At 67.7% G+C, this 22,290-nt stretch carries 23 protein-coding genes and 1 pseudogene; 9 read left to right on the top strand and 15 right to left on the bottom strand.

Annotated elements, in window-relative coordinates:
* Positions 1-19 precede the first annotated feature (19 nt).
* Complete coding sequence (pgm, locus tag C1737_RS11845) at positions 20-1,648, bottom strand: phosphoglucomutase (alpha-D-glucose-1,6-bisphosphate-dependent) (protein ID WP_102418393.1); 1,629 nt, start codon at positions 1,646-1,648, stop codon at positions 20-22.
* Positions 1,649-1,753: 105 nt separating this feature from the next.
* Between pgm and crcB (C1737_RS11850) the strand changes: the two genes are divergently transcribed.
* Entirely contained in the window at positions 1,754-2,149 is a 396-nt protein-coding gene (gene crcB, locus C1737_RS11850; RefSeq protein ID WP_068094442.1) for a fluoride efflux transporter CrcB, read from the top strand.
* Positions 2,146-2,529, top strand: coding sequence for a fluoride efflux transporter CrcB (crcB, locus tag C1737_RS11855; RefSeq protein ID WP_067920894.1), 384 nt, complete (start codon positions 2,146-2,148; stop codon positions 2,527-2,529). The genes crcB (C1737_RS11850) and crcB (C1737_RS11855) overlap by 4 nt, the downstream gene beginning before the upstream one ends.
* On the opposite strand, the gene C1737_RS11860 is transcribed toward crcB (C1737_RS11855), so the two are convergent.
* The 3 genes from C1737_RS11860 to C1737_RS11870 are packed head-to-tail and all read right to left on the bottom strand — an operon-like array spanning position 2,530 to position 4,397.
* A complete protein-coding gene (locus C1737_RS11860) occupies positions 2,530-3,147 on the bottom strand; it encodes a GNAT family N-acetyltransferase (protein ID WP_067920896.1) in 618 nt (205 codons plus the stop codon). It abuts the gene before it with no gap.
* Entirely contained in the window at positions 3,144-4,019 is an 876-nt protein-coding gene (locus C1737_RS11865; RefSeq protein ID WP_102418395.1) for an LLM class F420-dependent oxidoreductase, read from the bottom strand. Before C1737_RS11865 ends, C1737_RS11860 begins: the two co-directional genes overlap by 4 nt.
* Before the next feature lie 21 nt (positions 4,020-4,040).
* Positions 4,041-4,397, bottom strand: coding sequence for a DUF488 domain-containing protein (locus tag C1737_RS11870; RefSeq protein ID WP_102418397.1), 357 nt, complete (start codon positions 4,395-4,397; stop codon positions 4,041-4,043).
* Positions 4,398-4,445: 48 nt separating this feature from the next.
* Here C1737_RS11870 and C1737_RS11875 point away from each other — a divergent pair.
* Positions 4,446-5,721: pseudogene (locus C1737_RS11875) on the top strand (DUF222 domain-containing protein).
* On the opposite strand, the gene C1737_RS11880 reads toward C1737_RS11875, so the two are convergent.
* The 3 genes from C1737_RS11880 to C1737_RS11890 form a co-directional block, all read right to left on the bottom strand.
* Entirely contained in the window at positions 5,718-6,416 is a 699-nt protein-coding gene (locus C1737_RS11880; RefSeq protein ID WP_102418402.1) for a DsbA family protein, read from the bottom strand. The pseudogene C1737_RS11875 and the gene C1737_RS11880 overlap by 4 nt on opposite strands.
* Before the next feature lie 20 nt (positions 6,417-6,436).
* Positions 6,437-7,360 (bottom strand): CoA ester lyase, encoded by a 924-nt coding sequence (locus C1737_RS11885; RefSeq protein WP_067920905.1) that lies wholly within the window; start codon positions 7,358-7,360, stop codon positions 6,437-6,439.
* A gap of 151 nt (positions 7,361-7,511) precedes the next feature.
* A complete protein-coding gene (locus C1737_RS11890; RefSeq protein WP_102418404.1) occupies positions 7,512-8,474 on the bottom strand; it encodes a hypothetical protein in 963 nt (320 codons plus the stop codon).
* Between the two features lie 250 nt (positions 8,475-8,724).
* Between C1737_RS11890 and C1737_RS11895 the strand changes: the two genes are divergently transcribed.
* Together C1737_RS11895 and C1737_RS11900 are read left to right on the top strand one after the other, a co-directional pair.
* On the top strand, positions 8,725-9,297 hold the full coding sequence (locus C1737_RS11895; RefSeq protein ID WP_068094462.1) for a hemerythrin domain-containing protein: 573 nt from the start codon (positions 8,725-8,727) through the stop codon (positions 9,295-9,297).
* Positions 9,298-9,350: 53 nt separating this feature from the next.
* On the top strand, positions 9,351-10,796 hold the full coding sequence (locus C1737_RS11900; protein WP_197516337.1) for a YdiU family protein: 1,446 nt from the start codon (positions 9,351-9,353) through the stop codon (positions 10,794-10,796).
* A gap of 2 nt (positions 10,797-10,798) precedes the next feature.
* Here the strand turns inward: C1737_RS11900 and C1737_RS11905 are convergent, their stop codons facing one another.
* The 4 genes from C1737_RS11905 to C1737_RS11920 are packed head-to-tail and all read right to left on the bottom strand — an operon-like array spanning position 10,799 to position 12,953.
* A complete protein-coding gene (locus C1737_RS11905) occupies positions 10,799-11,626 on the bottom strand; it encodes an LLM class F420-dependent oxidoreductase (protein ID WP_102418407.1) in 828 nt (275 codons plus the stop codon).
* A gap of 5 nt (positions 11,627-11,631) precedes the next feature.
* Positions 11,632-12,054 (bottom strand): DUF4267 domain-containing protein, encoded by a 423-nt coding sequence (locus C1737_RS11910; RefSeq protein ID WP_102418409.1) that lies wholly within the window; start codon positions 12,052-12,054, stop codon positions 11,632-11,634.
* A gap of 46 nt (positions 12,055-12,100) precedes the next feature.
* On the bottom strand, positions 12,101-12,520 hold the full coding sequence (locus C1737_RS11915; RefSeq protein ID WP_102418411.1) for a YkvA family protein: 420 nt from the start codon (positions 12,518-12,520) through the stop codon (positions 12,101-12,103).
* Between the two features lie 31 nt (positions 12,521-12,551).
* The gene (locus C1737_RS11920) at positions 12,552-12,953 is read right to left on the bottom strand and encodes a DUF732 domain-containing protein (RefSeq protein WP_068094542.1); all 402 of its coding nucleotides are present in this window, start codon (positions 12,951-12,953) and stop codon (positions 12,552-12,554) included.
* A gap of 121 nt (positions 12,954-13,074) precedes the next feature.
* On the opposite strand from C1737_RS11920, the gene C1737_RS11925 reads away from it, so the two are divergent.
* Positions 13,075-13,938: a phytanoyl-CoA dioxygenase family protein gene (locus tag C1737_RS11925; protein ID WP_102418414.1), complete on the top strand. Its 864-nt coding sequence runs from the start codon at positions 13,075-13,077 to the stop codon at positions 13,936-13,938.
* Here the strand turns inward: C1737_RS11925 and C1737_RS11930 are convergent.
* Both C1737_RS11930 and glnA read right to left on the bottom strand, forming a co-directional pair.
* A complete protein-coding gene (locus C1737_RS11930) occupies positions 13,857-14,846 on the bottom strand; it encodes a DMT family transporter (RefSeq protein WP_199182827.1) in 990 nt (329 codons plus the stop codon). The two genes, C1737_RS11925 and C1737_RS11930, sit on opposite strands and share 82 nt — an antisense overlap.
* Positions 14,847-14,902: 56 nt before the next feature.
* Positions 14,903-16,339, bottom strand: coding sequence for a type I glutamate--ammonia ligase (gene glnA, locus C1737_RS11935; RefSeq protein WP_067920922.1), 1,437 nt, complete (start codon positions 16,337-16,339; stop codon positions 14,903-14,905).
* Positions 16,340-16,632: 293 nt separating this feature from the next.
* Here glnA and C1737_RS11940 point away from each other — a divergent pair, with 293 nt between their 5' ends.
* Positions 16,633-18,411: an NAD-binding protein gene (locus tag C1737_RS11940; RefSeq protein WP_102418417.1), complete on the top strand. Its 1,779-nt coding sequence runs from the start codon at positions 16,633-16,635 to the stop codon at positions 18,409-18,411.
* Positions 18,412-18,724: 313 nt separating this feature from the next.
* On the opposite strand, the gene C1737_RS11950 is transcribed toward C1737_RS11940, so the two are convergent.
* Positions 18,725-19,069 (bottom strand): hypothetical protein, encoded by a 345-nt coding sequence (locus tag C1737_RS11950; RefSeq protein WP_142393455.1) that lies wholly within the window; start codon positions 19,067-19,069, stop codon positions 18,725-18,727.
* 253 nt (positions 19,070-19,322) lie between these two features.
* Between C1737_RS11950 and C1737_RS11955 the strand changes: the two genes are divergently transcribed.
* Complete coding sequence (locus tag C1737_RS11955) at positions 19,323-20,276, top strand: UDP-glucuronic acid decarboxylase family protein (RefSeq protein WP_102418421.1); 954 nt, start codon at positions 19,323-19,325, stop codon at positions 20,274-20,276.
* On the top strand, positions 20,273-21,472 hold the full coding sequence (locus C1737_RS11960) for a glycosyltransferase (protein ID WP_102418423.1): 1,200 nt from the start codon (positions 20,273-20,275) through the stop codon (positions 21,470-21,472). The genes C1737_RS11955 and C1737_RS11960 overlap by 4 nt, the downstream gene beginning before the upstream one ends.
* Positions 21,473-21,484: 12 nt before the next feature.
* Here C1737_RS11960 and C1737_RS11965 read toward each other — a convergent pair whose 3' ends face one another.
* Positions 21,485-22,216 (bottom strand): class I SAM-dependent methyltransferase, encoded by a 732-nt coding sequence (locus C1737_RS11965; protein WP_067920931.1) that lies wholly within the window; start codon positions 22,214-22,216, stop codon positions 21,485-21,487.
* Positions 22,217-22,290 lie beyond the last annotated feature (74 nt).

A 22,290-nucleotide genomic window follows, 5' to 3' on the forward strand; every position in this document is an offset into this window, starting at 1 on the left:
GCAAGGCGGAGGGAAATGGTCACCCAATGACTTTATTAACCACCTCGCGCGCGGCTTCCTGCACCTCCGCCAAATGCTCTGGGCCGTTGAAGGACTCCGCGTAGATTTTGTACACGTCTTCCGTGCCCGACGGCCGTGCGGCAAACCAGGCGTTGGCGGTCGTCACCTTCAATCCGCCCAGCGCGGCGCCGTTGCCGGGCGCGGCGGTGAGTTTCGCGGTGATCGGCTCGCCCGCCAGCTCCGTGGCGGTGACCTGCTCGGCCGACAGCTTGGCCAGGCGGGCCTTTTGCTCGCGGTCGGCGGGCGCATCGACGCGAGCGTAGAACGGCGTGCCGTACTCGGCGGTCAGTTCCTGGTACCGCCGGGACGGGCTCAGCCCCGTGACGGCCAGGATTTCCGAAGCCAGCAGGGCGAGGATGATGCCGTCCTTGTCGGTGGTCCACACCGAACCGTCGCGCCGCAGGAACGACGCCCCCGCGGACTCCTCACCGCCGAAGCCGATGGTGCCGCCGATCAGGCCGTCGACGAACCACTTGAACCCAACCGGCACCTCGACGAGCTTGCGGCCGAGGCCGGCGACCACCCGGTCGATGATCGACGAACTCACCGCGGTTTTGCCCACGGCGATGCCGTCCGGCCACGACGGCCGGTGCGTGTAGAGGTAGTCGATGGCCACCGCCAGGTAGTGGTTGGGGTTGAGCAGTCCCCCGTCGGGCGTGACGATGCCGTGCCGGTCCGAGTCCGCGTCGTTGCCGGTGGCGATCTGGTAGCGGTCCCGGTTGGCGATCAGGCCAGCCATCGCATCGGGTGAGCTGCAATCCATCCGGATCTTGCCGTCGTGGTCGAGCGTCATGAACCGCCAGGTCGCATCGACCAGTGGGTTGACCACGGTCAGGTCCAGACGGTGGCGCTGGGCGATCTCACCCCAGTAGTCGACGCTCGCCCCGCCCAGCGGGTCGGCGCCGATGCGGACCCCGGCCGCGCGGATCGCGTCGATGTCGACCACGTTCGGCAGGTCGTCGACGTAGTTGCCCAGGTAGTCGTGGCGCTGGACGGTTTGCAGCGCCCGGGCCAGCGACACCCGCTTCACGCCGGCGCCGTCGCGCAGAATCTCGTTGGCGCGCTTGGCGATTGCGTTGGTTGCGTCGGTGTCCGCCGGGCCGCCGTTGGGCGGGTTGTACTTGAAGCCGCCGTCCGGCGGCGGGTTGTGCGACGGCGTGACGACGATGCCGTCGGCCAGCGCCTCGGTGCGGCCCCGGTTGTAGCCGAGGATGGCGTGGCTGACCGCCGGTGTCGGGGTGTAGCGATCGCGGGAGTCGATCATCGTGACGACGTCGTTGGCCGCCAGCACCTCCAGCGCCGACACCCACGCCGGCTCGGAGAGGCCGTGCGTGTCACGGCCGATGAACAGCGGGCCCGTGGTGCCCTGGGCGGCGCGGTATTCGACGATCGCCTGGGTGATGGCCAGGATGTGGGCCTCGTTGAAGGCGCCGTTCAGCGCCGACCCGCGGTGGCCCGACGTGCCGAACACCACCTGCTGGGCGACGTCGTCGGGATCGGGCTCAATCGAGTAGTAGGCCGTCACCAGGTGCGGCAGGTCGACGAGGTCTTCGGGCTGGGCCGGCTGGCCGGCGCGGGGGTGGGCCATGGTTGTCAATTCTGCCTGCGGCGCACGTTGCTGACTTGTCAGGTACTTTTCTGACGTCCCGGATTCACCCACCCGTAAGTCCAGGCAGAGGCGAAGGGATCGCGCGTGGCACACGACTATCGCGAGTTGGCCGCGGTTTTCGCCGGCGGGGCGCTGGGCTCCCTCGCCCGTGCCGGCCTGGGCACGCTCGCCGCCGGCGACCCGGCGAGGTGGCCGTGGCCGACGTTCACGGTCAACATCGTCGGCGCCTTCCTGCTCGGGTACTTCACCACCCGGCTGCTGGAGCGGCTGCCGTTGTCCAGTTACCGGCGCCCGCTGCTGGGCACCGGATTGTGCGGCGGACTCACCACCTTCTCCACGATGCAGGTCGAGACGCTGAGGATGGTCGAGCACGGCCATTGGGTCCTGGCCGCGACCTACACGCTCACCAGCATCGTGGTGGGACTGTTGGCGGTGCACCTCGCCACCAAATTGGTGCGCCGCGTCCGGATCCGCGGATGACGGCCGGCGCGGCCACGACGGCTGCGGTGTGGGTGGGGGTGGCACTGATCGGCGGCGCCGGGTCGGTGCTGCGGTTCGTGGTCGACCGTGCGGTGGCCACGCGGGCCGCCCGGTCATTTCCGTTCGGCACGTTGGTCGTGAACGTCAGCGGCGCCGCGCTCCTGGGCTTCCTCGGGGGCCTGGTGCTCAGCAAGGAGGCGGCCCTATTGGCCGGAACGGCGTTCGTCGGGGCCTACACCACGTTTTCCACCTGGATGCTGGAAACGCAGCGGCTCGGCGAGGAGCGACAGCTGCGCACGGCGGTCGCCAACATCGTCGTCAGCGTCGCGCTGGGCGAGGCGGCGGCGTTCTCCGCGCAGTGGATCGCCGAGCAGCTCTAGTCAACCGCGGGGAACGTCGTCGGGCGTGCGGGGCAGCGCATAGAGCGCCATCCGCCGGTTCGACATGTCGTGCTCGCCGAGGAAGACGCAGCCTCCCCGCTCGCAGAATGTGCGCGCCAGGGCGTTGCGGTGGTCGGGATCGAACATGATGCGCCGGCATTGCGGATCGAGGCCCAGGATGCTGCCCACCAGGTAGGGCAGCAGGTAACTCACGTGTCCCCGCTTGATGTAGTCCAGATCGGCCACCGCGACGTGTAACCCCAGATCGTGGGGATCATGCTCATATCGGGTCGCGATGGAATCCTTTGCCGCCCTGTACAATTCGATGTAGGCGCGGTCTGTTCCGTAGAGCGTGGCGATGAAGGGGCGCGAGAAGGCGCCTTCGAGCTGCGCGCGCAGATAACGATGCCAGCGCGCCACCGGCCAGGCGGACTCCCACGCTTCGACCAAGTGCGGCCGGCTCATCCACTCGGCGATCATCTCCGCGTCCGCGTCGGGGTTGGCCAGACGCAGCCCGTACGGGTCGGGCAACGCGGGAATGGGCGGCGGTGGGACTGCGCGGATTTCGGCGGAAACGTCGGTCAATTCCCGCGGCAGGATGGGGTCGGCCCCGCTCACGCGAGTGCCGCCTTCATCCACCGCTCGGCCAGCGCCACAACCCATTCGGCCGCCGCCTCGGGCCGGTCGGGAGGTGATTCGACGAGAACCAGTTCGTCGATGCCCATGTCGGCGAGGGCGCCGATGTCAACGACTTCCGGGTCGCGTAGCGCGACCGACAGCCGCAGCCGGGCGGGATCCCGCCCCGAGTCGGTGCATAGCCGTTGCAGCTCGGCGACGCGATCGCGCGCGGCCTCCAGCCCATCGATGTTGAACCCGTACCAGCCGTCGCCCCACTTCGCCGCACGGCGCAGCGCCGAATCGCTGTTGCCCCCTAGCACGATCGGGATATGACGGTTCCGCACCGGTTTGGGGTTGACGCGGATGGACTCGAACTTCACGAAGTCGCCGTCGAACGAGGCGACGTCGTCACGCCACACTGTGCGCATCGCGGCCGCATATTCGGCGGTACGCGCACCGCGACGGGCGAAGGGCACTGAGAGCGCGGCGAATTCCTCCCTGGACCACCCGACGCCCACGCCCAGTGTCAGCCGCCCACCGCTGAGCCGATCCAGGCTGGCGGCCTGCTTGGCCACCACCACCGGATGGTGTTCGGGCAGCAGGAGCACGCCCGTGGCCAGGCCGATCCGGGACGAGGCGGCCGCGGCAAAGCTCAGGGCGATCATCGGGTCAAGCCAATCCGCCTGCGCCGGAACGGCAATGACGCCGTCCTCGGAGTAGGGATAGCGCGAAGCGGGCCGGTCGGCCATCACGACGTGTTCACCCGCCCACAGCGTGGCGAAACCGCAATCGTCAGCGGTCGACGCGACGGCATCGATCACCGCGCGGTCGGCGCCGGTACCGATCCCCAGGGCATGCAATCCCAGCCGCATCGCAGAATCGTCTCACGACGTTCAGCGGCTTTTCAGCATCTCCGCGAGGACGGCCGCCTGGCTGATCTCCACGTCGCGAGTCGCGGTGACCAGGGTGAGGAGACCGTGCCCGGCCAGATCGCGGAGCTCGTCCAGCGCCGGGCTGTCGCGCAGCTCGGCCCGGTAGCGCTTGGCGAACTCGTCGAACCGTTCGGGGCGGTGCTGATACCACTCCCGGAGTTCCTTCGATGGTGCGACGTCCTTGCACCAGGTGCCCACCCTCGGATCGTCCTTGCGTATCCCCCGCGGCCAGACGCGGTCGACCAGCACGCGCCGGCCCTCGTCGGCGGCGACGTCGTCGTAGACCCGCGCCACGCGAACCCTGTCCTTGGCGCTCATAAACGCCAGGGTAGGCGCCCGTCGGCAGACTGCGTTATTATCGAACTTATGTTCGAAGAATTGGCGAACGTCGACCCGGCGGCCGGTGAATTGGCCCTGATAGAGCGCATCGCCGAGCTGGAGATGGTCAAGTGCGCCGCCGCTGCCGGCCAGGCCCGGGCCGCGGCCGCACTGGACGCCGCACGGCGGGCCACCGAGGCGGCCGAAGGGGTGCCCGCCGCGCGGGCGCGGGCGCGGCGTGGCCAGCGAAGTCGCGCTGGCGCGGCGCGACTCCCCCGCCCGGGGCGGTCGGCATCTGGGCTTCGCCAAGGCCCTCGTCTACGAGATGCCGCACACGCTGGCGGCGCTGGAATGCGGGGCGTTGTCGGAGTGGCGGGCGACGCTGATCGTCCGCGAGAGCGCCTGCCTGGAAGTCGAGGATCGCCGGGCGTTGGACGCGGAGCTGTGCGCCGACCCGGCGGGACTGGACGGCATGGGCGACGCGCGAGTTGCCGCCGCGGCGAAAGCGATCGCCTACCGGCTGGATCCGCACGCCGTCGTCGAGCGGGCGGCCAAAGCCGAGATGGAACGCACCGTCACCATTCGGCCCGCGCCCGACACGATGACGTACCTCACCGCATTATTACCTGTGGCGCAAGGCGTTTCGGTGTACGCGACGCTGCGCCGCGAAGCGGACACCCGCGGCGACGGGCGCACGCGCGGTCAGGTGATGGCCGACACCCTGGTCGAACGGGTCACCGGCCGCAGCGCCACGGTCCCCAGCCCGATCGCGGTCAACCTGGTGCTGTCCGACGAGACGCTGCTCGGCGGTGACAACGCGCCCGCTGACCTCGCCGGCTACGGTCCCGTCCCCGCGGCGGTCGCGCGCGCAATGGTCAGTAGCGCTGTCACCGACCGGCGTTCGCGCGCGACGCTGCGCCGGCTGTACGCGCATCCGCGATCCGGGGCGCTGGTGGCGATGGAGTCACGGGCACGCCTCTTTCCCCGCGGGCTGGCCGCATTCATCGGCCTGCGCGATCAGCGTTGCCGCACGCCCTACTGCGATGCGCCGGTCAGACACCGCGACCACGCGCGGGCGTGGGCCGACGGCGGCCCGACCACCGCGGACAACGGTCTGGGGCTGTGCGAGCACTGCAACTACGTGAAGGAGAACGCAGGATGGCGGGTGAGCACCGCCGTCGACGAAAACCACACGCACACAGCGCTATTCACGACGCCCACCGGCAAGGGCTACCGCTCGATGGCGCCGCCGCGCGTCCCCACGATCACGGTCAGCGAGCTGGAGATCCGCGTCGGGGTCCGCCTCGCGCGACACGCGGCCTAGGTGCCCTGGCCGGTGAGGCGCTCGACATCGATGACTTCACCGCGGTTGATGCTGACCCAGTCACGCCCGGCCAGGTAGGGACGCAGGCTCCGGCCGATGAGCTCGACGTCGGCGGGTGATTTGGGTCGCTGCAGCTCGTACACGTGGGGCAACTCGGCCATGCCGGTGACGACATTCCACAGCGTCAACGCCTGGGGACCGGTGGGCGGGTCCACCAAGACCGGTCCAAACAGGCACTGCCCCAACAAGAACAGGGTGGGAACACCATAGCCGCCGGCGTCGATGACCCGCTGATGGTCGTAGCGGATCTCGTCGTGGGTGGTCGGGTCGTCCAGCGCCGCGTCGAAAACCGACGGGTCGGCGCCGATGTCGCACAGCAAGCGACGGGCAACCGCGGGGTCGTGCGGTTTACCGCCCAGCGTGTGCAGTTCGTGGCCGATGGCGCCGTACCACCGATCCAGCAGCGCCATGTCCGTTCGGCGCAGCAGCGCCCCGATCCGCATCAACGACCACCCATAGGACCACTCCCGCTCCCACGGGTGCTTCTGGCCCTCGGACCGGTTGATCTCTTCGAGGCTGAAGAAACGCCAGTCGACGGTCATGCCGAGTTGATCGCGCACGTCGCGAATCCACAATGACGTTTGATAGGCGAACGGACACATCGGGTCGAAATGGAACTCCACCGCAACGCTCATGTTCGGACCCGCTTCGCCGCTCAGTAGTGATAGGTGTCCGACGGCGCGGGCGAATGATCCCGTTCTTCGTCGTCGAAGTCCGACGGTTCGATGCCGTAGGCGCGGGCCAGCTCGAGGATCTTCGTGGCCCTGGCAATCCGCGGCAGGTCGGAACCGTTACGAATCTCTCCCCCGTCACGTTCGAACTCGGCGAAAAACTCCTTCGCCCACGATATTTCGTCGTGCGATGGCGACAGGCCCTCGTTGACCACCGCGCACTGGTCCGGCGTCAGGCAGATCTTGCCGGTCATCCCGAATTCCACGGACACGGCCGTGGCCTCGATCAGTTTCAACGCATTCGAGCCGATCGTGGGCCCGTCGATGGCGCTGGGCAGGCTGGCCGCCTTCGCGGCGATCGTGAAGCGCGAGCGGGCGTAGGCCAGCGTGCTCGGGTCCTCCCCGAAACCGGTGTCGCGGCGGAAGTCTCCGATGCCGAAGGCGAGCCGGAAGGTGCCCTTCGCCGCGGCTATTTCGGTGATGCGTTCGAGCCCGCGGGCCGTCTCCACCAACGCCACGATCGGCACGTTGGGCAGCCGTTGGGCGGTCTCGGTGACGTGGTCGACCGATTCGACCATCGCCAGCATCACCCCTCCGACCGGCGTTCCCGCCAGTGCCGCGAGGTCGTCCGCCCACCACGGGGTGCCGAACCCGTTGACGCGCACCCAGTCGGTGTTGCCGGTGTCCAGCCAGCTCACCACGTTGTCGCGGGCGGCGTGCTTGTCTTTGGGTGCGACGGCGTCCTCGATGTCGAGTACGACGATGTCGGCCCGCGAGTGCACCGCGGACTGGAACCGGTCCGCGTGCGCACCGTTGACCAATAGCCAGCTCCGGGCCAAAACGGGGTCGATGCGGTAGCCGATGGCGTCGTCGGGCTCCGTCGCGCTGGTGTTGACCTGGTCGTACATTCGGTCTCTCGTGGTTATCGGTATCGGATTGGTGCCTTAACCGTAGCGATATCCCCAAACGGGCGGTTGGGCATGCCCCCTCGACGCAGAAATGGCCAGACCGCCCGAGGATCGAGCCCTCGCCCGGGCGGCCTGGCTGTGGAATTTTCGGCTAGTTGATGCCGACGACCTCCTGCGCGATGGCGGCAACGCGCGTTTGGGCGGCCGACACCACCCGCTGGCGGTTCTTGTTGGCCTCCTCGTACGCGATGATCGCCCGCACGTCGCTCGGATTGGTGAGGTCCTTCACCTCGGCGACGGCCTCGCTCACGTTGAGCTCGTCGTAGTTGGCGATGGGCAGCTCGTCGGCGTCGAGGACCCCCACGGAGGCGCGTGCCGCGTGCAGGGCGTCGGCGGTCTGCCGGGCCCCCTCGTTGCGGGTCACCCGCTCGGCCGCCTCGAGGGCGGCGTTCCGGGAAGCGACGATCGCCCGGGTCGCCACGTCACCCGCGTGCGCGCCCCTGCTGACCAGTTCGTTGAACGTCGGGCGGGCCGAGCGCAGCGCGTCCGCGGCCCTGTCGACACTGCGGACCGACCACTCGACCGGCAGGTTCACCAGTTTGACCGCGGTTCCGGCCGCCGCCTGCAACGGTGTGCGACGCAGCGCCGCCGGCCCACCGAGCGCATCCTCGGCGAGCACGGTCGTCAGCCAATCGACGGTCGCCGAATGAGCGGTGATCAGTCGCGTCGCCAGGCTCTCCACCTCGGGGAGCTCGGCGGCCACGGCCAGCGCCTTGAGGTAGCGGGCGCGGTCGAGCAATTGATCCTCCAGCGCCAGGTCGCCCAGCAGCGCCTCGTCGAACGGTTGCGCCTGTTCGGTCAGCGCCTTGACCGCCGCCGCGGCGCGGCCCAGGAACGGGCCGACGATGTCGGGGACGCCACCCAACCCGCGTATCGCCTTCTCGATCGCCTCGGAACGGTCACGTGCGTTCGACGCGTTCTGTGTCAGTTCCCGCTCGACGGCCTCGGTACGCGCCTGTGCGATGCGGGTTTCGGCAACCTGGATCTCGGTGTTGGTCAGCTGGTGCAAAGCGCGCAGCTGCGCCAAAACCGTCGTCTTGTCCGTTGAAGTCATTGAAAAACTCGCCTCCTGCGTTGATTGTCTGGATCGGCACGAAAGCGCCTTTGGGTCGGCTACCCATTCGGGCGCGGACAGATAACATCGGCACCCGGCGTGTGATCCAGATCGCTTTGGCCCCTGGGCCGAGGTGGCCGCGCCGGCGCGACCGCCCTCGTTTAGCGGTTTGTACAGCGGGTACGTCTCGACGAGCCGCACACAGCCCATGGTGCGAATTTCCAACTCCCAGAACACTGGAGGTATCGCGATGGCCGACATGATTGTGCAATCGCCCGACGAGGTCGTCGCTTTCCTGAAGGCGCAACACAACCTCATCGAGGACATGTTCGACGAAGTCCTGCACGCGTCCGACCCGCAGGCGCGGGAGAAGCCGTTCGTCGAGTTGCGTCAATTGCTCGCCGTCCACGAGACGGCCGAGGAAATGGTGGTGCACCCGCGGGTGCGCCGCGAGACCGACGACGGGGACGCCATCGTCGACGCCCGGCTCAAAGAAGAGCACGAAGCCAAGGAGCTGCTGTCACAGATCGAGGACCTCGATATCGCCTCGCAGCAGTTCGTCGACGCCGTGACCAGGCTGCGCGACGCCGTTCTCGAGCACGCACGGCACGAGGAGGAAGACGAGTTCCCCGTTTTGCTCCGGAAAGTCGACGAGGACGATCTCAAGCGGATGGGCGCGGCTGTGCGAGCGGCCGAGGCCATCGCGCCGACCCGCCCGCACCCCGGCGTCGAGTCGGCGAAGCTGAATTTCGCCCTGGGGCCGTTCGCGTCGATGCTCGACCGCGCCCGCGATGTGATCAAGCAGGCCATCGGAGTCGGCTAGGCCTGCACCGCCGAACTTTCCGTAGGCTCGACGAGGTGAGTGTCGCTCCGGATATGACCGTTGCCCTGCAACACCGGTTCTTCCGTGAGCTGCCGGAGATGGCCATGCGCTGGCAAGCGGAGGCCCCGGCCGAGCCGAGGCTGCTGGCGTTCAACGACGGGTTTGCGGCGGAGCTCGGACTGGACGCGGACTGGCTGCGGAGTCCCGACGGACTGCGCTTCCTGGTCGGCAACCTGGTGCCCAGCGGCGCCGTTCCGGTGGCCCAGGCCTACGCGGGGCATCAATTCGGCGGCTTCGTCCCCCGGCTGGGCGACGGACGCGCCCTGCTGCTCGGCGAGCTCGTCGACGCCGAGGGCCGTCTGCGCGACATCCACCTCAAAGGCTCCGGGCCGACGCCGTTCGCGCGCGGCGGCGACGGGCTGGCGGCGGTCGGTCCCATGCTGCGCGAGTACATCGTCAGCGAAGCGATGCACGCGCTTTCCGTGCCGACGACACGATCGCTGGCCGTGGTGGGCACCGGCCGTCCGGTGCTGCGCGAAGCGGAATTGCCCGGGGCCGTGCTGACCCGGGTGGCCAGCAGCCATCTGCGGGTGGGCAGCTTCCAGTACGCAGCGTCCTCCGGCGACGGCGAATTGCTGCGGCGCCTCGCCGACCATGCGATCGCTCGCCACCACCCCGGCGCCGCACAGGCCGAACGCCCCTACCTCGCACTGTTCGAAGGCGTGGTCGCGGTGCAGGCATCGCTGATCGCTCGCTGGATGCTGATCGGATTCGTGCACGGGGTGATGAACACCGACAACATGACGATCTCCGGCGAGACGATCGACTACGGACCGTGCGCTTTCATGGAGGCCTACGACCCCGACACGGTCTTCAGTTCGATCGACTTCTGGGGGCGCTACGCCTACGGCAACCAGCCCCTGGTCGCGGGCTGGAACCTCGCTCGGTTCGCCGAGACGCTGCTCCCCCTGCTCTCCGATGACATCGAGGAGGCGGTCGCGCTTGCGGAGGCATCGTTCGGCGTCTTCCAGCGCGAGTACGACGCCGTGTGGTCGTCCGGCATGCGCGCCAAACTCGGTTTACCGGCCGACATCGAAGCCCGAGACTGCACGGCGCTGGCCGACGACTTGCTTGCCCTGCTGAAGGACAGCCACGTCGACTACACCTCGTTCTTCCGCCACCTCGGCCGGGCGGCGCGCGGCGATGCCGAACCCGCGCGCGGATTGTTCGTCGACCTCGCCGGGTTCGACGCCTGGCTGTCGCGCTGGCAGAGCCTGCGCCCCGACGCCGACGTCATGGACCGGGCCAACCCGGTCTACATTCCGCGCAACCACCTGGTCGAGGAGGCCCTGGCCGCCGCGACGGCCGGCGAGCTGGGACCCGTCGAACAGCTCCTCGCTGCGGTGGCCGCGCCCTTCGACGAGCGGCCGGGTCTGGAGCGCTACGCCAGCCCGGCCCCGGAGGACTTCGGAAAGTACCAAACGTTCTGCGGCACTTAGGCTTACGTCAGCTTTGCGGCCTCGGCCTGGAGCTCGTCGAGCCGGCGGAGGGTCTGGTCGCGAGGCTCGGTGGGCAGCTCCACCAGCAGGTGCTCCACCCCGAGGGCGAGGTAGCCCTCCAGCTCGTTGGCCGTCGGCGCGCCGCCGTGGAAGCTGATCACCGGTACGTCCTGGCCGGCGACATCGCGCAGTCGCTGAAGTTGCGGGGCCAGCACCTCCGCGGACGGTGTCATCGACAGCCAACCGGCATGCAGCCGGGCGATGCGTTTGAAGCCCGCGGGCCCGCCGCCGAAGTACAGCGGCGGATAGGGCTTCTGCACCGGCTTGGGCCAACTGTAGATCGGCTCGAAGTTCACGAATTCGCCGTGGAACCCGGCCGTTTCGTGCGTCCAGATCTCGATCATCGCGTCGATCCGCTCGTCGACGACCCGGCCGCGAACCGCGGGATCGACGCCGTGGTTGGCGATCTCTTCGCGCAGCCAGCCCACGCCGACACCGAACCGAAACCGTCCCTGCGACAACAGGTCCAGTGACGCCACCTCCTTGGCCGTGTGGATCGGATCGCGCTGCGGAACGAGTGCGATGCCGGTACCCAGGACGAGCCGTTCGGTGACGACCGCGGCCGCGGTCAACGCCACGAAAGGATCCAGGGTGCGGTAGTACTTCGGCGGGATCGGTCCGCCCGCCGGATACGGCGTTACGTCCCCCGCCGGAATGTGGGAATGCTCAGCGAGAAACAGCGACTCGAACCCACGCTGCTCGAGCGCCTGCCCGAGCGCCACGGGATCGATGCCCTCGTCCGTCACGAATGTCAGCACGCCTAGACCCATGGTGCTCAGTCAACCGCATTCAGCTCGCCCCCGCGACCGGCTCCCCGCTCGACCCCGGTGGTACGACGCGCCGCACCCCACAGCCCGACGCCGATGCCGACGACCGCGCCGCCGAGACCGATGATCCGTTGCGAGGGTTTCAGTTCGTCGTGGACACTGATGCCGCCGAGCAGGTCCGCCGCGTCCGCACCGCCGGACGCCAGGAACCAGCCGCGGGTGTTCTTGCCGCGCAGCGCCGCCGCCGCCGCGAGCATGCCGCCGATCAACGCGTCGCGATATCCCATGGAGCGCAACAACAGTCGCGCGGTCGGAGCCGGGTCGCCCGGGTCTCCCCAGAACCGGTTCGCGCTCAGGGGGTCGATGAGGAACCAGATGCCGGAGGTGAGTCGGATGCTGCCCGCCAGTAGAGCGGCTCGGTCGATTGCCATGGTCTGCCAGCCTATGGGCACGCCCGCGCGAGCGGTATCGAGGCCGTCACTCCAGTGCGGGATCGGGCAGCCCGCACAGTTTGCACAAGGTGGCGAGCCCGTCGGGTGTGCCTGGCCAGTGCTTGGCGAGCGCCTCGGATCCCGCCTTGCGGCTGATCCAGCGCAGCACCAGGCCGACGATGATCACGTCGTCGGCGAACCCGATGACCGGGATGGCATCGGGGATCAAGTCGATGGGCGACACGACGAAGGCGATGAGCGCGACCAGCGCGATCCGGATCCGTCGCGGCAGTTCGTCGTCGGCGGCGAGGCGTTTCAACAGCCGAAGCACATCGGGCAGCAGGCGCACCAGGTCCTGCATGTTGGCCTGGGGTTTCATCAACCAGAGGGTGATGGCGAGGATCACCCAGATCACCGCAAACGCGCTTGCGAGGCCGATCAGAATCATCCACCAGTCAGACCACATCGTTCGATCTTCCTGGACGGGGTCCCGCGCCCTACGCGGCGCCCGGCGTCGGCCACGGAAACATGGGCCACATCCCCGTCGGCGGCAGCGTGGGACCTGGCGGTGGCTCGGTGGTCGGTTCCCCGAGGTGCTGGGGGCAGTAGGCGGCCACCGCGCTGACCGTGAACTTGGTTGCATCGTCCACGGAAAATCCCGGGTTGCTCGCCGACATGCTTTGGATGACGTCGGCCTGCGAGTGGCCCTGGTCCATCAGTTGGCAGGCCTTCTTCGCGACCCCGATCGCGACCGGCCCGCTCTTGACGGGAACGCCCGCCTGATCGAGCGCCGCCAGGAAACTCGCATCGGGGCCCGGCCCGTTGTTGCCGGGCGGATCGGCCTGCGCCGGAGCGGCGACGCCGATGAGGGCGGCGAAGCTCGCCAGCACGAGAAGCATCCGCACCGCTTCATCCTTGTACACAAAGCCGGTGTTGTCCTGTCGGGTGCGTCCCCCGCGATTCGGTGTGAGTTGAGGGGAACTCGGCTTAGTGTGGGTGCGGGATGAAGGACGAGTGCCAATGAACATCGACGACGAGCCCGTCACCACGCTGGAAGACCTCAGGGGCGACCTCGCGCAGCGGTACCGGCGGACGCCGAGCGGCGGGCAGTCGGTGGACAGCGCCGTCGTCGAGGCGGACATGGCGGCCCTCGACCGTGACGGCTACGTCGTCTGGGAGAACCTGCTCACCGGCGAGCAGTGCCGGCAGATCCGTGAGGTCGTGCGCCCGTGGCTCGCCCACACGGGACGCAACTCCTTCGAGGGCCGGCGCACCCAGCGCATCTACAGCCTGCTGAGCCGAACGCGGGTCTGCGACGGGCTGGTCGACAACCCCCGCGTGCTTGCGGTGCTCGATCGGCTGCTGATGCCCAACTACCTGCTTTCGGCGTTGCAGGCCATCAACATTCAGCCCGGGGAGGCCGCGCAGCTGGCCCACCACGACGACGGCTTCTATCCGGTTCCGCGGCCACGAGAACCGTTGGCGGCGGCCACGATCTGGGCCATCGACGACTTCACCGCCGACAACGGCGCCACGGTGCTCTACCCGGGCAGCCACCGTTGGGGCAAGCGCAGGCCCGGCCCCGACGATGCGGCCGTGCCCGTCGTGATGCCCGCCGGGTCGTGCGTCTTCTTCGTCGGGACCCTGTGGCACGGCGGGGGCGCCAACAGCACGGACCGCGACCGCCTCGCCGTCACCGCCCAGTACTGCCAGCCGTGGCTGCGGCCGATGGAAGCCTTCACGTTGTCGGTACCGCGCGACATCGCCCGGACGGTTTCCGACGACATTCGCCGCATGCTCGGCTACAGCATCCACCCGCCGTTCGTCGGCGCGGTCGACGGTCTGCACCCGCTGCGACTGCTGGAAACCGGGCAGGACTCGTAAGCCCCGTTCCCATCTGGCACTGAGGCCCGCGCCGGATGGCGCTGCGACTCGATCGCCTGGCTGCGGCTCAGGGCGACGGCGCTGGCCACCATCGCCGCGACCGAGACCGGCAGCTCGAGGGCCGTCGAGCGCCCCACCGCCAGGTGTTCACCCAGCACCGCGATGCCGAGCAGGACCGCGACAACGGGCTCCCCCACCAACATGATCGGCACCGACGCCTGCAACGCCCCGGCGTGGAACGCCGAGTTCTGCACCACCGTCACGGCGACGGCCAGGCCCACCAGGAGGTAGGGAGCGGGGACCGTGAGGAGACCGTGCCAGCCGCCGACGGCATAGCGGTGCGTGCAGATCTTCGTCAAGACGGCGATCATGCCGAGCAGGACCGCCACGGCGGCGCCCAGCAACATCGCCCGCGCACGCCCGACCGCGCGGCTCGCGGCGATGACGCAGACAACCAGCAACGGCACCGTCACCGACAACGCGAGGGTCCACGCCGGTACCGCGGGGCGGTTGTGGCCCTCGCGGGGCTGGCCGACGAGCACGAAGAGCGCCAAGGCCGCCGTCAGCAGCGTCGCCCAGCCCCATTGCGCCGCGCTGATCCGTTGGTGGCACAGCCGTGCGCTCATCGGCAGCGCGAACAGCAGCGACGAAACCAGCAGCGGCTGGACCAGAAGCAGGGATCCGTGGGCCAACGCCACGGCTTGAAAGACGTAACCGGCGACCGCTCCGACCGTGCCCGCCCACCACAACGGTTTGCGGGCCAGCGTGGTGACCATGGTTCCCGACATGCCGTCATCGGCCGGAACGTCCTGAGCGGCGCGCTGCCGGACGACGATCCCGACCGCGGCCCAGAACGCGGACAGCAACGCCGAGAAGATCGCGATCGCGTGTGATTGCACCCACCCCATGTCCGTTCGGGTACCCGGGACCTCGGCGACGTTAACTGCGCCGGGAGCGAACTACCTCATACGTCGTAGTAGAGGGCGAATTCGTACGGGGTCGGCCGGAGGTTGAACGGCGCAATCTCGTAGGTGCGCTTGTAGTTGATCCACGTCGCGATGACGTCCGGGGTGAAGACTCCGCCCTCGGTCAGGTATTCGCTGTCTTCCTCCAGACGATCGATCACCGCGGACAGCTGCGTGGGCGCCTGCGGAATCTCCGCGGCCTCCTCCGGCGGCAGCTCGTAGAGGTCCTTATCGACCGGCGGAGGCGGCTCGATCTTGTTCTTGATGCCGTCCAACCCGGCCATCAACTGGGCCGCGAAAGACAGGTACGGGTTGCCCGACGAGTCGGGGCAACGGAATTCCAGCCGCTTGGTCTTCGGATTGTTGCCGGTGATCGGGATGCGCACGCACGCCGACCGATTGCGTTGGCTGTAGACCAGATTGATCGGCGCCTCGAAGCCGGGAACCAGACGCTTGTATGAGTTCACGGTCGGGTTGGTGAAGGCCAGCAACGACGGGGCGTGGTACAGCAAGCCGCCGATGTAGTGCCGCGCAGTGTCGGACAGGCCGGCGTATCCCGTCGGGTCGTACATCAGCGGCACGCCGTCCCTCCACAGCGACTGGTGGCAGTGCATACCGGAACCGTTGTCGCCGAACAACGGCTTGGGCATGAACGTGACGGTCTTCCCGGCCTGCCACGCGGTCTGCTTGACGATGTACTTGTACATCTGATGGTCGTCGGCCGCGTGCAGCAACGTATTGAACTTGTAGTTGATCTCGGCCTGGCCGCCGCTGCCGACTTCATGGTGGCCCTTCTCCAGGGAATAACCGGCGTTGGTCAGGTGGGTGAGGATCTCGTCGCGCAGATCGACGTAGTGATCGGTGGGGGCCACCGGAAAGTACCCGCCCTTGGGGCGGACCTTGTAGCCGAGGTTGGGGCTCCCATCCGGCTCGGCGTCCTCTCCGGTGTTCCACCACCCGGATGCCGCGTCGACCTTGTAGAACGATTCGTTGGTGCTCGAGTCGAAGCTGACCGAGTCGAAGATGTAGAACTCGGCCTCCGGACCGAAATAGGCGGTGTCCGCGATGCCGGAACTGATCAGATAGTTCTCTGCCTTGCGGGCGATGTTGCGCGGGTCGCGCGAGTACACCTCGAGGGTGAACGGGTCGTGCACGAAGAAGTTCACGTTCAGCGTCTTGCGAGCCCGGAACGGGTCGATGGTCGCGGTCTCCGGATCGGGCAGCAGCACCATGTCGGACTCGTGGATCGATTGGAACCCGCGGATCGAGGAACCGTCGAAGGCCAGGCCGTCCTCGAAGACGCTCTCATCGAAGGCGTAGATCGGAATTGTGAAGTGCTGCATGGTGCCGGGCAAGTCACAGAAGCGGACGTCGACGTACTCGATGTTCTCATCCTTGGCGAGTTTGAAAATATCGTCGGGCGTCTTATCGGACACGCAACGCTCCTTAGCTTGATCGTCGGCACTGGCGTGCGAGCGTTTTGTACGCCTCGACCATTTCGCCCGCGTCACCACCGCAAGTCGAACCTGTTGCGTCACAGAAAGTCCATGGCATCGATTCCACGGCGGCCGGCTTCCGGTGGCACTTCCCTGCGCGTTGGCCGATAGTCATATGGACCACGCAGCTGCAGCAGAAGTAGGAGTAGTCATGCCACGCAACACAAACGGCGGTCGTCCGGCGACCAGCCGTGGCGATCGACGCGCGTAAGAATCGAACGAAGCCCCACGGGATGGGCGAGCTCTTTCAATTTCACCGCGAGATAATCGTCAGCGGTGACGACGCGCTGTCGAAGACGATCGCCGAGGAGCTGAGGGGCGCGGGCGCGCGAATCATCAAGATCAACACCGCCGCCGACCTGCTCGGGGCCGGGGTGCATCGCGCACGTGCCGTCGTGTGCGCGGGCCCCAATGACGCAGTGAACCTCGAAATCGCCTTGTTGGCAAGAGAGTTCAGCCCGAACGTGCGGGTGGTGGCACGGTTGGCCAACGACGTACTGCGCGAAGCGGTGGTTGCTGTCAACGGTCCCGGCGCGATCTTGGACGTCGCCGACCTCGCGGCGCCCTCGATCGTCGAGGCAGTGTTGTCACGTAACGCGCACCAATTCGACACGGCGGGTATCGAATTCGTGGTCTGGGGATCCGAGGCGCCTTACAGCGCGACGCTCCGGGAGATCTACGCCGACCTGGCACCGGTCGCGGTGGTTCACGGCAAGAATTCGCCCGCTCCCGGTGAGGTGGTGCCATGCCCCGGACGAGATCTGCGGGTCTACGCCGGCGACTGGACGTCGATGATCGGCGTGAAGGACGAATTGGAGGCCCGCGGAATCACCTTGCCTCCCCCGGCCGCGACGCGCGCTCGCCACTCCCCGATCCGGCGGGTCATCGACGCGGCGCGCGCCATCCGAGACGAAGTGAACCCCATGCTCTTCCCCTCGCTGGCGTTCGCGCTGCTTCTCACTCTTGGCTCGACGGCCGTGGTGCGCTTCGCCTATCACAACCCCAAAATGTCGTGGATCGACGCCCTGTACTTCGCGTCCGAAACGATCACGACGGTGGGTTACGGCGACTTCAGCTTCGCCCAACAATCCACTTCCCTGCGGCTGTTCGGCGTCTTGTTGATGTTCGGCGGCGCAAGCGTCACCGCCATCCTCGTCGCGTTCCTTGCCGACCTCCTGCTGTCGCGCCGCTTCGTCCAATCGGCCGGACTGCGGCGCGCGCGCCACATGCACGACCACGTCGTCGTCGTCGGGTTGGGTTCGATCGGGGTGCGCGTCGTCAGTGATCTCGCGGCAGCCGGATACGACGTCCTGGTCATCGAGCCGGACGACAGCAACCGCTTCCTGCCGACCGTGGCCGAACTCGATGTGCCGGTGATCTTCGGGGATCCGACGATGCGCCAGACGCTGCAGTCGGCGCGCATCGACCGCGCCCGCGGGGTGGCGCTGGTGACGCAGGACGACATGAAGAACATCGAAACCGGGATCGTGCTGCTCGAAATGCTGGGATCCGACACGACGGTGCCCATCGTCATGCGCGTTCAAGGCCGCGCGCTGGGCACCGCGGTGCACCGGCGGTTCGGTTTCGAGAACGTGCGCTCGATCGTCGACCTGGCGGCGCCGTGGTTCATCGGCGCGGCGATGGGCTTGCAGGTGCTCGGCACGTTCTGGGTGGGCCAGCGCTCCTTCATGGTCGGCGGGATGCTGGTGGCGGCGGGCAGCGAGCTCGACGGGCTGCGGATGGTCGATCTGTCCACTCAGACGCGCGTCATCGCGATCACCCGGCCGGAAGGGCCGGTCAGGTTGCGCCCGCGCCGCGACGCCCGCCTGAAAGCCGGTGACACCGTCTACCTCATTGGCCCGTACCGAGAACTGATCGCGACGCTGCGCAAGGGCCAGCCTCCGCCGCTGATGACGATCAACGGCGAGCGCACCGTGGCATTGGCGGCCGCACGGTCGACGCGCCGGCCGGAGGTGCGCCCACCAAGGTGGGCGCCCGATCCGGACGGTTAACGAACGGCTAAAAGTCGAGCCAGTTCATCGCGCCCTGTTGTGATGCGCAGCACATTTGTGCTTTCTTTGTATCCGAGGTCACAAACGCGATGGGAGCTTCCATGGCCGCACCCCACGGATCGAGCAAGTACGTAGTCGTTGCACCGCGCGCTAATGGAGCGGTCCATTCACATCGGATACTGCTGGCCCTGGTCGTGGTCATGGCCCTCATCGCAGCGATCACCGGAGTCGTCGTCGCCGCCTCGACGGGGCACACCACCGCCGCGCTCGTGATCGCCGTCGTGGCCGGCGGGTGGTTCTCCGCCGCCCTCTGCTAGCTGGCGACGGCGCCGGGGCAGTACTTGATCCGGCCGAGGTCGACCCACATGTTGGCGCGCTTGGCGGCCTGCTGCGGGGTCAGCCCCGTAATGCTCTGGTTGTTCGCCTGTTGCATCGCGCCGACGATCTGAGCGCGTGACCAGCCCTGTGCCATGGCGTTGCACATCGTCTGTTCGGTCTGCATTTCGTAGTTCGGCCAGTCCGGCGGGAAACCGATCGGGTCGGCATGGGCCGCAGCGAGTGTGGCCGGCAGCGACGCCGAAGCAACGAACGCGATCACGAACGACACGGCGATGAGCAGCCTTCTCGTGATGGACGGGGGTGTGAGCGACAGTTGCACGGACACTTCTCCTCGATTCAGCGCCTCGATGATTCGGAGGCTCGACAAGCGGTGGCCCCCGTTCATCAATGGTAGGGCTTGGGTGCGTTGACCGGGCCAGAAGCCGGGCACGGAGTCAACGCGCGCGTTCGGTTCGGTGCGCCTATCACCGCCATGTGGACAGAAACCGTTCCGGCGGCCGTCTTGCGGCGCCCCCGGCCGGCCATGCGAGGCTACGTCGTGTTGACGAGCGAACCGTCGCTAAGGAGGCAAGGTGAGAGCCCTGGTTGCGGGCGCCGCGGGCTTCCTGGGGTTCCACCTCTGCGATCGGCTCCGCCGCGACGGCATGGAGGTCGTCGGGCTGGACAACTTCTGCACCGGCAGCCGCGCGAACGTGCAGCGACTCGCGGGCGATCCGGGCTTCAGCTTCTTCGAGCACGACATCACCCGGCCGGTCGGCTCGGCCGTCTCGGGTCCGCTGGACGTCATCTTCAACATGGCGTGCCCGGGCTCGCCCCGGGCCTACCAGCGGGATCCGTTGTCCACGCTGGACACCAACTACGTCGGGACCAGGAACCTGCTGGAGTTGGCGCGCGAATCGGGGGCGACCATTCTTCAGGCGTCCACCAGCGAGGTGTACGGGGATCCGGCAATCCATCCGCAGGCCGAAAGCTACTGGGGCAACGTCAATTGCTTCGGCGCGCGCGGATGTTACGAAGAGGGCAAGCGAGTCGCCGAGACGCTGATGCTCGAGTACGCGCGCCGCTATGGTGTCCCCATCAAGGTCGTCCGCATCTTCAACACCTACGGTCCGGGGATGGATATCGAGGACGGGCGGATCATCTCGACGTTCATCGTCCAGGCGCTGCGCGGCGACCCGATCACCATCTTCGGTGACGGCAGCCAGACGCGGTCCTTTTGCTACGTCGACGATCTCGTCGACGGGCTCGTGAAGATGGCGGTGAGCGAACCCTCCTTCACCGGGCCCGTAAACCTCGGCAGTCCAGCCGAACTCACCGTCCTCGAAACAGCGACCATGATCAGGGAAAGGACCGGATCCACCTCGCCGACCGTCTTCAAGCCGCTGCCCCCGGACGACCCGAAGAGGCGCAAGCCGGACATCTCTCTCGCCGAGTCCAGCCTCGGCTGGCGCCCACGCGTCCCGTTCGAGCAGGGGCTCGAGCGGACGATCGACTATTTCAGATCGAAAGTGGGCCTCCCGCGATGAGATTCGTGCTGGCAACGCTGGGAACTCGCGGCGACATCGAGCCGTGCGCCACCATCGCCCGGGAACTGCAACGCAGGGGCCACGACGTGCTGATGGCGGTCCCGCCCAACTACGTCGGCTTCATCGAGTCGGCGGGCCTCACCGCGGTCTCCCACGGCCCCGACCAGGTGCGGCAGAACGCAGAAATCGCACGCAAATACGGGCCGACGCCGAATCCTGTTGCCATGGCGTGGGAAATCTTCCGGGACATCACGCAAATGTGGCCGGGGCTGGGCAGGGCGCTCACGTCGCTGGCCGACGGGGCGGACCTGCTGCTGACGGACGCCAGCGAGCAGGGGCTGGCAGCCAACGTTGCGGAATACTATGGGATTCCACAGGCCGCCATGCACATCTACCCCATCGCTCCGAGCGAAACGCTTTCGCCCGTAACCAAAGACGCCGAAGACGAGCTGCGCCGAGCACTGGGGCTGTCAGCGGAAATGGGCCCATCCGCGCCGCACCCAGTGGAGATCCAGGCCTATGACGAATTCTTCTTTCCGGGACTGGCGGCCGAATGGGCGCAACACGGTGTCCGGCGACCTTTCGTCGGCGGGCTGACGCTGGAGCTGCCGACCGAGGTCGACGACGACGTCGCGTCATGGCTCGATGCGGGAACACCGCCAATCTATTTCGGTTTCGGCAGCAGCGCGCGCGTCGCATCTTCCGTCGACATAGTCACGATGACCACCGCCTGCGCCCAACTAGGCGAACGCGCGTTGATTTGCAGCGGCGTCAGCGACCTCAGCGACCTCCCGCAGTCCGAGCACGTGAAGCTGGTGAGCTCGGTGAACCATGCGACCGTTTTCCCCGCTTGCCGCGCGGTCGTCCACCACGGGGGTCCCGGCACCACGTTCGCGGGCATCCGGGCCGGAGTCCCTACGCTGGCCCTGGCCGTCTCGGTCGACCAGCCGCTCTGGGCGGCCGCGGTCAACCAACTGGGAGTGGGCATTGGACGGCTCTACGGCGAAACCACGCTCAATTCGTTGGTCGCGGATCTGCGGTCCATCCTCACACCGCAGTGCATGGCCCGCACCCGCGAGGTCGCCGCCCTGATGGCCACACCCGCGCAGAGCGCCACCACGGCGGCCGACCTCTTGGAGGATGAGGCCCGTCGCGGTCACTCGACCGAGGAGCAAGCGCCGCCGACCGCGGAATGATCGATACGCGTGTCAGCGCGGGGCGGTCGAATGGTGGATCTGCGCGGCCGAGACGCTGTCATAAGACGGCAACGCGAAGTCGGGCGAGGCACAGATGTCGGCGCTGTCGCGGACCCGGTCCAACCAGTAACTCTGATCGGCGGCGGACGCGCAGGCGTAGAGCTTCATGTAGGTCGCCGCGAACGGGAACAAGAAGCCGTTGCCGACCGCCTGCCAGACGGCCGCCGCCACGCCCGGGGTTTCGACGCCCCGGTAGTCGTCCAGCGCGATCACGCCACGTGGCGCAGCGTGGGTCACGGCGAGGTGGATGTCCTTCGCCACGCACCGGTAGCTGTGACAGCCGTCGATGTGGGTGAACCGAAGTGCCCGTTCGCCAAGATCGAGCTCCGACGACGGGCAGACCTCGAGCTGTGGCCGGCGAGTGTGGAACCGGTCCCAGTTGGCCAGGAACTGCTGCTGGTCCAGGCCCGCGTACTGCCGGCGCGGGAGCGGCGCGAGGTCGTCGTGATCGACCACCGCATCGAAGAGATCGCAGATCACCAGTTCTTCGTCGTCACGCAGGCCGTAACCCATCAGGATGGCGGACTTGCCCTGGTATGTGCCGATCTCGAGCATGTCCCCCTTGATGCGCTCGGCCGTCTGGCAGGCGAGCAGCTTGGTGAAAAGCGCGACATCGGCCTCGAAGAACCAGCCGTCGACGTTGTCCATCTGCTCGGCATAGAGGTTCCATACGGCATCGGTCATGATGCGCTCCTGCGCATGAACTCCTCCCAGGAAGGTTCGTGGTGGCCGACGTTTTCAGATGTGCGCCGTGCGTT

The organism is Mycobacterium sp. 4858 (genome assembly GCF_900240975.1).
Classification (GTDB): domain Bacteria; phylum Actinomycetota; class Actinomycetes; order Mycobacteriales; family Mycobacteriaceae; genus Mycobacterium.